This is a genomic window from Streptomyces sp. NPDC101118, from assembly GCF_044759445.1.
Classification (GTDB): Bacteria; Actinomycetota; Actinomycetes; order Streptomycetales; family Streptomycetaceae; genus Streptomyces.
This window is the reverse complement of record NZ_JBIVZG010000013.1, coordinates 152,007-161,014: the sequence shown is the minus strand read 5'-3', so window position 1 is coordinate 161,014 and position 9,008 is coordinate 152,007. Positions and strand designations below refer to the sequence as shown.

The window sequence follows — 9,008 nt, the reverse complement described above, 5'->3', positions numbered from 1 at the left end:
CTACGCGTCCGAGAACTTCGGCATCTCGCCCTCCGTCGTGTTCAGGTCGATGACGGAGAAGTTGGCCCCCTGGGGGTCCGTCAGGGCCGCGAAGCGGCCGAAGGGGCTGCTCATCGGGCCGAACTGGAGCTTCGCGCCGAGGTCCGTGGCCTTCTTGACCGCCGCGTCGCAGTCGTCGACCGCGAAGTACACGCAGATGTACGAGGGCATGTGCGGCGGGAAGTCGTCGCCCATCTGCATCCGCCCCAGCACCGGCTGCTCACCGAGGTCGAAGACCGCGTAGTCCATGTTCTCGTCGGCCATCTTCTGCTTGCGGTACGAGAAGACCGACGTCAGGAAGGCGTCCGACTTGCCCGGCTCGCGCGAGAAGACCTCGGCCCACGCGAACGCCCCGGGCTCGTTCTGCTTCTCGAAGCCCGTGTGCTCACCGCCCTGCCAGACGCCGAAGACCGCACCGCCCGGCTCCTTCGCCAGCATCATCGAGCCGAAGGGGCCGACCTGCATCGGCTCCATCAGCATCTCGCCGCCCGCGGCCTTGACCTTCTCCGCCGTCGCCGCGACGTCCGGCGAGGCGAAGTAGAGACACCAGGCCGAGTGCGCCTCCTCCTCCTGGCCCGGCATCGGCGGGACGACGGCCGCGACCGCCTTGCCGTCCGAGTAGGCCTGCGTGTAGCCCCCGTACTCCGTCGCGGCCTCGGTGAAGGTCCAGCCCAGCACCGAGCCGTAGAACGCCTTCGCGCCCTCGACGTCCTTGAACATGGCGTCGGCCCAGCACGGCGTGCCTTCGGGGAAAGCCGTCATGATCATGACTCCGTCTCACTTGATCACCATGGGTGGGTGTGTCCGGGTTCACACGCTAGCCATCCGGCGCCCCTCCCGCGCGTGGAAACCGAAATCAGTCGAACATGGAGTTATGGACATCCAGATCCACCTGGCCCAGCAGCCCGACGCGGACGCCCTCCTCGGCCGCAGCCCGCTGGCCGCGCTGACCGGGATGCTGCTGGACCAGCAGGTGCCCATGGAGTGGGCCTTCTCCGGGCCGTACACGATCGCCTCCCGGATGGACGCGGACGACCTCGACGCCCACGCCATCGCCGCGTACGACCCCGACGCCTTCGCGGCGCTGCTCTCGGAGAAGCCCGCCGTGCACCGCTACCCGGGCTCGATGGCCAAGCGGATCCAGCAGCTCTGCCAGTTCCTCGTCGAGCACTACGACGGCGACGCGGCGGCGGTCTGGGAGGGCGCCGGCAGCGGGGCCGACCTGCTGGCGCGGCTGAAGGAGCTGCCCGGGTTCGGCGACCAGAAGGCACGGATCTTCCTCGCGCTGCTGGGCAAGCAGTACGGCGTACGGCCGCGCGGCTGGCAGGAGGCGGCCGGCCCCTACGGCGAGGAGGACTGCTACCGCTCCGCGGCCGACATCACCGGGCCCGAGTCGCTGGCGAAGGTCCGCGCGTACAAACAGCAGGCCAAGGCCGCCGCCAAAGCCGCCAAGACCACCAAGCCGGCCTCCTAGGGCTGCGAGACTCCCAGATCATGAAGACCGAACTCACCGATACGACGTCAAGCAAGGTCAACGCCGCCCTGCTGCAGGCCCGCCAGGCCATCGGCAGCCCCACCCTGGGCATGGTCCTCACCCTCCTCGTGGTCACCGACGAGGAGAACGCGTACGACGCGGTCAAGGCGGCCTCCGAGGCATCGCGCGAACACCCCTGTCGCATCCTCGCCGTCATCAAGCGCACCGCCCGCGGACACCACAAGCTGCGCCAGACCCGGCTGGACGCCGAGCTGCGGGTCGGCTCGGACGCGGGCAGCGGCGAGATCGTGATGCTGCGGCTGCACGGGGAGCTGACCTCGCACACCGGCTCCGTGGTGCTGCCGCTGCTGCTGCCGGACGCTCCGGTGGTGGCCTGGTGGCCCGCGGACGCGCCCGCCGACGTGGCGCGGGACGAGCTGGGCGCCCTGGCACAGCGCCGGATCACCGACGCCTACGCGAACCTCGACCCGCTGTCGGTCCTGGAGCACCGCGCCGCCTCGTACGCGCCCGGGGACACCGACCTGGCCTGGACCCGGCTCACGCCCTGGCGCTCGCTGCTGGCGGCCGCGCTCGACCAGCGGCACGACCAGGTGACCGGTGCCGCCGTGGAGAGCGAGGCGGACAACCCGAGCGCGGAGCTGCTGGCCCGCTGGCTGGAGGACCGGCTGGGGGTGCGCGTGGAGCGGGTGCCCACGGAGGGGCCGGTGATCACCCGCGTACGGATGACCACGGCGGCCGGCGAGATATCCGTCGACCGGCCCGGCGGGGCGCTCGCCACGCTGGGCGTGCCGGGCCAGCCCGACCGCAAGGTGGCGCTGAAGATCCGTACGACGGCCGAGCTGATCTCGGAGGAGCTGCGCCGGCTGACGGCGGACGAGACCTACGGCTCGGCGCTGCGGAAGGGACGGGTGCCGGCGTAACCCGGCCGCAGGCCGCAGCGATACGGGAGGGCCCCCGCCCGGTCACCGGACGGGGGCCCTCCCGCGCGGCCCGGGGACGGACCGGGCCCGGTCACGTCTGCGGTCAGCGCCTGCGGCGCGCCGTGCCGAAGATCGAGCGGGAGATCTCCCGGCCCAGCTGGGTGCCGACCGAGCGGGCCAGCGAGCGGAAGAGGCTGCTGCCGACCACCTGCTCGGCCAGCGACCTGTCCTCCTTCGGGGCCTTGGGAGCGGCCCGCGCCGCGGCCTTGGCCTGCTTCTCCTCCTCGGCCGCCCGGGCCGCCTCCTCCGCCGCGGCCTCGGCGGCGGCCTGCTCGGCGCCGATCTTCTCGTAGGCCGACTCCCGGTCGACCGCCTCCGCGTAGCGCGACCAGAGCAGCGAGGCCTTGACCGCCCGGTCCAGCGCGGCCGGCTCGACCGGCCCCATGAGCGACTGCGGCGCGCGCAGCCGGGTGGCGGCGACCGGCGTCGGGGCGCCCTTCTCGCTCAGCACGGTGACCACGGCCTCGCCGGTGCCCAGCCGGGTGAGCAGCTCCTCCAGGTCGTACGGCGAGTGCGGGAAGGTCCGCACCGTGGCCTTCAGCGCCTTGGCGTCGTCCGGGGTGAAGACCCGCAGCGCGTGCTGCACCCGGTTGCCGAGCTGGGCGAGCACGTCGCCCGGGACGTCCTTCGGTGTCTGGGTGACGAAGAAGACGCCGATGCCCTTGGAGCGGATCAGCCGCACGGTCTGCGTGATCGACTCCAGGAAGGCCTTGGAGGCGCCGTTGAAGAGCAGGTGCGCCTCGTCGAAGAAGAACACCAGCTTGGGCTTGTCCAGGTCGCCGACCTCCGGGAGGTCGTTGAAGAGGTCGGCCAGCAGCCACATCAGGAAGGTCGAGAAGAGCTGCGGCTTGTCCTGGACGGCGGGCAGCTCCAGCACGGAGACCACACCCCGGCCGTCCGGGCCGGTGCGCAGGAACTCCCCGGTGTCGAACTCCGGCTCGCCGAAGAACTGCGTCGCCCCCTGCTGCTCGAAGGCGGTCAGCGCCCGCAGGATCACCCCGGCGGTGACGGTCGAGAGCCCGCCGATGCCCTTGAGCTCGGCCTTGCCCCGGTCGGAGACGAGGAAGGCGACCACGGCCCGCAGGTCCTTCAGGTCGACCAGCTCCAGGCCCTTGGCGTCGGCGTAGTGGAAGATCAGGCCGAGGGACTGCTCCTGGGTCGGGTTGAGCTGCAGGACCTTGGAGAGCAGCACGGGGCCGAAGCTGGTCACCGTCGCGCGGACCGGGATGCCGGGCCCGATCCCCCCGAGCGAGTAGAACTCGCTGGGGCAGCCGGCGGGCTCCCACTCCTGGGCGACCTCGCGGGCGCGCTCGGCGACCTTGTCGTTCGGGGTGCCGGGGGCGGAGACGCCGGACACGTCGCCCTTGATGTCGGCGAGGAAGACGGGCACCCCGTTGGCGGACAGCTGCTCGGCGATCAGCTGGAGCGTCTTGGTCTTGCCGGTGCCGGTGGCTCCCGCGACCAGTCCGTGCCGGTTCAGCACGGCCAGCGGGATGCGGATCCGGTGCTCCGGCAGGCACGCGCCGTCCCAGAGCAGGGCGCCCAGCTCGAGGGCGGGTCCGGTGAACGCGTACCCGGCGGCGATCTCTCCGGCCGGCCCCGGAGTGGCCACCGGCTCGGCCGAGGGGGTGCTTCCCGTCATCTATCACTCCCGAATTAGCGCTATTCGCCACCTTTGCACCAACGTCCCGAGGCTGCGCCCGCAGGGACTTGCCCGGTAGGCTTTCCGTGTGATCTTCAAGCGCATCGGAAACGGGCGGCCTTACCCCGACCACGGACGGGAAAGCACCCGGCAGTGGGCGGACGTCGCGCCGCGCCCGGTACGGCTCGACCAGCTCGTGACCACCAAGGGCCAGCTGGACCTCGAGACCCTCCTCGCCGAGGACTCGACGTTCTACGGCGACCTCTTCGCGCACGTCGTGAAGTGGCAGGGCGACCTCTACCTGGAGGACGGGCTGCACCGCGCCGTCCGCGCCGCGCTGCAGCAGCGCCAGGTGCTGCACGCGCGCGTCCTCGAACTGGGCTGAGCGGCCGCGGGAGCCGTCCCCGGAACCAATCGGTCCGCCCCTCCGAGCAGGCCGATTGATCCTTTCGGGTCGGCCCTGGGCTATTCATAGATCATTTAGTAGGCATCGTCACCGGGTCGCACTACGCTGCGCCCATGAGCATGCTCACTCCCCCAGGCATGGGCGGAAAGTACCGCGTCACGGGTACCGCATACCCCCGCATGCGCCGCCCCCGGCGCCGCCGCCGGATCGTGCTCGCACTCCTCGGCTCGATACTGGCCCTCGGCCTGCTCGGATACGGGACGCTGCAGCTCATCGGGGTGTTCAGGGGCGACGAGAAGAAGACCGCCGCCGGGCACGCCGGGGACTGCGTCACGGGCAGGCCCGGGAAACCGGCCGCCTCCGCCGCCCCGGCCGTCGCGCTGCCCAAGCCCGGCCAGATCACGGTCAACGTCTACAACGCCACCCCGCGCAGCGGCCTCGCCAAGGCCGTCGGCGACGAGCTGCGCAAGCGCGGCTTCCGGGTGGGCAAGGTCGGCAACGCCCCCGCCACCTTCGACAAGAAGGTCGCCGGCACCGGGATACTGCTCGGCTCGCCCAGGACCGACAAGGCCATGTACTCCGTGCTCGGCGCGCAGCTCGCCGGGGTCACCCAGCAGACCGACACGCGCGAGACCGCGGACGTCGACCTGATCCTGGGCACCGCCTTCAAGGAGCTCAGCAAGAAGGAGGACGCGGACCGGGTCCTGGCCGCACTGGCCCACCCCGCTCCCGCGCCCTCCCGGAAGTGCTGAACCCGTCCCGGCGCGCCTGACGGGCACCGGGACGGCAGGACGGTACGGCTACTCGGCCGCGCCGTACATGCGGTCGCCCGCGTCGCCCAGGCCCGGCACGATGTAGCCGTGCTCGTTGAGCCGCTCGTCGACCGAGGCCGTCACGACGGTCACCGGCTGGCCAGCCAGGTCGCGCTCCATGACCTCGATGCCCTCGGGGGCGGCCAGCAGCACCACGGCCGTGACGTCGTCGGCGCCGCGCTTGATCAGCTCCTGGATGGCCGCGACCAGCGTGCCTCCCGTCGCCAGCATCGGGTCGACGACGTACACCTGGCGGCCGGAGAGGTCCTCGGGCATCCGGGTCGCGTACGTGGAGGCCTCCAGGGTCTCCTCGTTGCGGACCATGCCCATGAAGCCCACCTCGGCGGTCGGCAGCAGCCGGACCATGCCGTCGAGCATGCCCAGGCCGGCCCGCAGGATCGGGACGATCAGCGGACGCGGGGTCGAAAGCTTCACGCCCGTGGTCGGCGCGACCGGGGTCTCGATGTCGGCCTGCTCGGTGCGCACGTCGCGGGTGGCCTCGTACGCGAGCAGGGTGACCAGCTCGTCGGCGAGCCGCCGGAAGGTCGGGGAGTCCGTGCGCTTGTCGCGCAGGGTGGTGAGTTTGTGCGCCACCAGCGGGTGGTCGACGACATGGATCCGCATGGACCCAACAGTAACCGGGCGGGAAGCCCGCCGAGTGCTCTCCGGCACTGGCATCAACGGGGCTGTCCGGGGGAAGGTGGGAGCCGGGGGTCTCCCTCGCGTCGCGGAGGAGGACGACGGACCAGCCCGGGGTGGTGCCGATGCCCGACGAGCAACTGAGGGAAGACCGGGGAACCGCGGAGGCGGAGCCGGAGGAGACGGCCGCGCAGCGCAGACAGCGGCGCGCGCAGTTCCTCCGCGAGCTGCACGAGGCCCGGGAGCTGCGGGACCGGGTCCAGCCGCGCCGGGCCCGCGCCGCCCGGATGCGCCAGCAGATGCGGATGCGCACCTTCCGCTGGTGAGGCACGGGGCGCCGCGGCCGTACGCCCGGCAGCGCCGCGCCGGTCCGTCCTGCCCCGCCACGCCGTGCGGCACGGCGTGACGAACCGTCCCCGAGCCGTCCGCCGAAAGGTTTTCGCACGCCGTTCGGACCCCTTCCCGGGGCCCTTCGCCGCGCCCCACCTGCCCTGATCCGGCCGGAGCCCCGGACGGCGCCACGCGACGCAAGCGCGGAAGACCTCTCGCAAAGCCGCCGTTTCTGCCACGATGCCGATTGGGCGGGGCACAGAACGGCGCGACGGCCGTTCCACCTCTCCCACCTCCGGCCGGGGGGACCCCCAACCGGCACGCCTATGACCAGTGGGAGAGTCACGGTGTACTTCGCCGCACTGCTCGCGCGCACCGAAGACGGGTGGGAAGCGAGCGACACGGATCTCGACGACGTCGAGACGCTGTCCGATCTGACTGAACTGGCCCGTGAAGCCTCGGCCGACGAGGACACCGTCCTCGTCTTCATCGAGCAGGAGGACTCCTGGTTCGGCGTCGTCCGCGTCGACGGCGAGGACGACCCCCGCATCTTCCTGTCGAACGCGGCCGCCGCGTCCCGCAGCTCGTACGGGGAGATCCTGCTGACCGACGAACTGCTCGGCCGTGACCCGGCGTCCGACGACGACCTCGACGAACTCGTCGACCTCGACGGCACGGAGGACGGCGAACCGGAGCCCGCCGCCGGGTTCGACGAGGACGAGGCGGCCGAGGGGTCGGCGGACACCCCGGCGGTGCCGCCCGGGCCGCTCGGCGACCCGGGGATCCTGGCCGACCTCGGGGTCTCCGCCCGCGAGCTGTTCTCCTTCGGTTCCGACGCGCTCGCGGAGATCGCGGACGCGCTCGGTGCCTCCGAGGTGCTGGAGACCGTCCGATAGTGCCCGCCGAGCAGGACCGGCCCGATCCCGTACGGGACCCCTGGCGCGCCCCGATGCGCCAGGCCCTGGACGAGGCCGCGAAGGCGGCGCTGACCGGTGACGTACCGGTCGGCGCCGTCGTACTCGCGCCCGACGGCTCCGTACTCGCGACGGGCCACAACGAACGCGAGGCGGCCGGCGATCCGACCGCCCACGCCGAGGTGCTCGCCCTGCGGCGGGCCGCCGCACGGCTCGGCGAGTGGCGGCTGAACGGGTGCACGCTCGTCGTGACCCTGGAGCCCTGCGTCATGTGCGCGGGCGCGCTCGTCCAGTCGCGGGTGGCGCGGGTGGTCTTCGGGGCGGCCGACGAGAAGGCCGGGGCGGCCGGCTCGCTCTGGGACCTGGTCCGCGACCGCCGGCTCAACCACCGCCCCGAGGTGATCACCGGAGTGCTCGGCGAGGAGTGCTCCACGCAGCTCACGGCCTTCTTCAGGGACCGCTGAGCCCGGGCTCCACCCGCCGGAACGCAGGCCGCAGGGGGCCGTGAGGAGGGCCACGGCGGGCAAAGTTGCGGAGCACTCCCCATCGTGGGCTAGGATCTCTCTCGGTGGTGTGTCCGAGTGGCCGAAGGAGCTCGCCTCGAAAGCGAGTATGGGGCAACCCATCGGGGGTTCAAATCCCTCCACCACCGCTCTGTGAACGAGAGCCCCGGTTCGGACGAATCGGGGCTCTCTTCCGTTTCCGGGGACCCCGTTGCCGCGTTGTCACGGCATGACGAAGACCCAGCGCATCCTGGCCGCCATCGCCCTCGCGGGCGCCGCAGCGGGCCTCGCCGCCCCCGCCGCCTCGGCCTCGCCCCTGCCGGTCGAGGAACTCCTCCCGACCTCGGCACCCGACGTGCCGGCCGAGGCCTCGCCGTCCGTCCAGGAGATCGGCGGCCAGCTGAACAAGCTCAACGAGCTGAACCAGCTGATGAGCGTCCCCGACCAGCTGATGCCGGTGGTCGAGCCCGCGGCGCCGGTGCTGAACCTGCTGGGCGCCTTCGAGTAGCGGCCGCCCCCGGCCCGCCCTCCCCGTTCCCCCGCCCCCACCCCTCCCCGAGACGCGCAGAAGGCCCCGACCTGGGGGCCGGGGCCTTCTGACGTGGGGGCGGGGGGAGCGGCATCGGGGGGACAAGCCGCTCCCCCCGATGAGGACGGACCTGCCAGTCCGGGCCGCAGTCAGGGGGGAAGCATGCGGCTCGGACCCCGCAGTGAGGTCCTGTCCCTCCACCCTCCGGTTTCCTGCCAGAACCGGGGGGCTCGTCAACAATCCTGCTCCTGTCACACCCGGAGAAGCGGCGGCAAAGGACCTGGACCGCCAGGTCATTGGTCCTTAAAGGTCTGGTGAGGTCCATTACCAGACCCGATAGACTCACGCGACTTTGCAGGGCGCGGCAGGGGAGGCCGAACCGATCATGGACACCAAGAAGATCATCTTGGGGGCCCTCGTCGTTTTCGTGCTCTACACGATCATCACCCAGCCGGCCAAAGCCGCTGATTTCGTCCAAATAGGCTTCCAAGGGATCTCGGACGCCGCCCAGGGCATCGGCGAGTTCATGACCGAACTGGTGCGCTGAACCCGTACGCTGAAGCGGTTTCCGGACTTCGGGCCCCCCATCCGACGGGTGGGGGGCCCTTCCGTGCACCCCCTCCCCGATATGTCCAACTTGCCCTCAACACGGCGATATACGGTGCTTGCACACAGTGCACATCTCTTGTGATGCTATGACCGCTTTTGATCGATGAGTG

The 9,008-nt window shown here is 71.5% G+C and carries 12 protein-coding genes and 1 tRNA gene; 10 read left to right on the top strand and 3 right to left on the bottom strand.

The genetic code is table 11. The features are described from left to right. The gene (locus ACIQUQ_RS21735; protein ID WP_403978192.1) at nt 1–801 is read right to left on the bottom strand and encodes a VOC family protein; all 801 of its coding nucleotides are present in this window, start codon (nt 799–801) and stop codon (nt 1–3) included. Nucleotides 802–913: 112 nt separating this feature from the next. Between ACIQUQ_RS21735 and ACIQUQ_RS21730 the strand changes: the two genes are divergently transcribed. Further along, complete coding sequence (locus ACIQUQ_RS21730) at nt 914–1,513, top strand: HhH-GPD-type base excision DNA repair protein (RefSeq protein ID WP_403978190.1); 600 nt, start codon at nt 914–916, stop codon at nt 1,511–1,513. A 20-nt stretch (nt 1,514–1,533) separates the two neighbouring features. After that, nucleotides 1,534–2,454 (top strand): glucose-6-phosphate dehydrogenase assembly protein OpcA, encoded by a 921-nt coding sequence (opcA, locus tag ACIQUQ_RS21725; protein WP_403978187.1) that lies wholly within the window; start codon nt 1,534–1,536, stop codon nt 2,452–2,454. A 103-nt stretch (nt 2,455–2,557) separates the two neighbouring features. On the opposite strand, the gene ACIQUQ_RS21720 is transcribed toward opcA, so the two are convergent. Next, a complete protein-coding gene (locus ACIQUQ_RS21720; RefSeq protein WP_403978184.1) occupies nt 2,558–4,156 on the bottom strand; it encodes a helicase HerA-like domain-containing protein in 1,599 nt (532 codons plus the stop codon). Nucleotides 4,157–4,244: 88 nt separating this feature from the next. Here ACIQUQ_RS21720 and ACIQUQ_RS21715 point away from each other — a divergent pair, with 88 nt between their 5' ends. After that, nucleotides 4,245–4,541 (top strand): type II toxin-antitoxin system VapB family antitoxin, encoded by a 297-nt coding sequence (locus ACIQUQ_RS21715; RefSeq protein ID WP_003955420.1) that lies wholly within the window; start codon nt 4,245–4,247, stop codon nt 4,539–4,541. A 134-nt stretch (nt 4,542–4,675) separates the two neighbouring features. Then, nucleotides 4,676–5,314 (top strand): LytR C-terminal domain-containing protein, encoded by a 639-nt coding sequence (locus tag ACIQUQ_RS21710; protein WP_403978182.1) that lies wholly within the window; start codon nt 4,676–4,678, stop codon nt 5,312–5,314. Between the two features lie 48 nt (nt 5,315–5,362). Here the strand turns inward: ACIQUQ_RS21710 and upp are convergent, their stop codons facing one another. Further along, the gene (upp, locus tag ACIQUQ_RS21705; RefSeq protein WP_365042905.1) at nt 5,363–5,998 is read right to left on the bottom strand and encodes a uracil phosphoribosyltransferase; all 636 of its coding nucleotides are present in this window, start codon (nt 5,996–5,998) and stop codon (nt 5,363–5,365) included. 140 nt (nt 5,999–6,138) lie between these two features. On the opposite strand from upp, the gene ACIQUQ_RS21700 reads away from it, so the two are divergent. The 6 genes from ACIQUQ_RS21700 to ACIQUQ_RS21675 all read left to right on the top strand — a co-directional run bounded on the left by ACIQUQ_RS21700 (nt 6,139) and on the right by ACIQUQ_RS21675 (nt 8,836). Then, nucleotides 6,139–6,339: a hypothetical protein gene (locus ACIQUQ_RS21700; RefSeq protein WP_403668180.1), complete on the top strand. Its 201-nt coding sequence runs from the start codon at nt 6,139–6,141 to the stop codon at nt 6,337–6,339. A gap of 351 nt (nt 6,340–6,690) precedes the next feature. Beyond that, entirely contained in the window at nt 6,691–7,239 is a 549-nt protein-coding gene (locus tag ACIQUQ_RS21695; protein WP_403978340.1) for a hypothetical protein, read from the top strand. A 53-nt stretch (nt 7,240–7,292) separates the two neighbouring features. Beyond that, nucleotides 7,293–7,721: a tRNA adenosine(34) deaminase TadA gene (tadA, locus tag ACIQUQ_RS21690; RefSeq protein ID WP_403978337.1), complete on the top strand. Its 429-nt coding sequence runs from the start codon at nt 7,293–7,295 to the stop codon at nt 7,719–7,721. A 103-nt stretch (nt 7,722–7,824) separates the two neighbouring features. Further along, nucleotides 7,825–7,909 (top strand) — tRNA-Ser (locus tag ACIQUQ_RS21685). Nucleotides 7,910–7,989: 80 nt separating this feature from the next. Beyond that, a complete protein-coding gene (locus tag ACIQUQ_RS21680; RefSeq protein ID WP_403978179.1) occupies nt 7,990–8,268 on the top strand; it encodes a hypothetical protein in 279 nt (92 codons plus the stop codon). Between the two features lie 406 nt (nt 8,269–8,674). Further along, a complete protein-coding gene (locus ACIQUQ_RS21675) occupies nt 8,675–8,836 on the top strand; it encodes a hypothetical protein (protein WP_403668189.1) in 162 nt (53 codons plus the stop codon). The last annotated feature ends 172 nt before the right edge of the window (nt 8,837–9,008 follow it).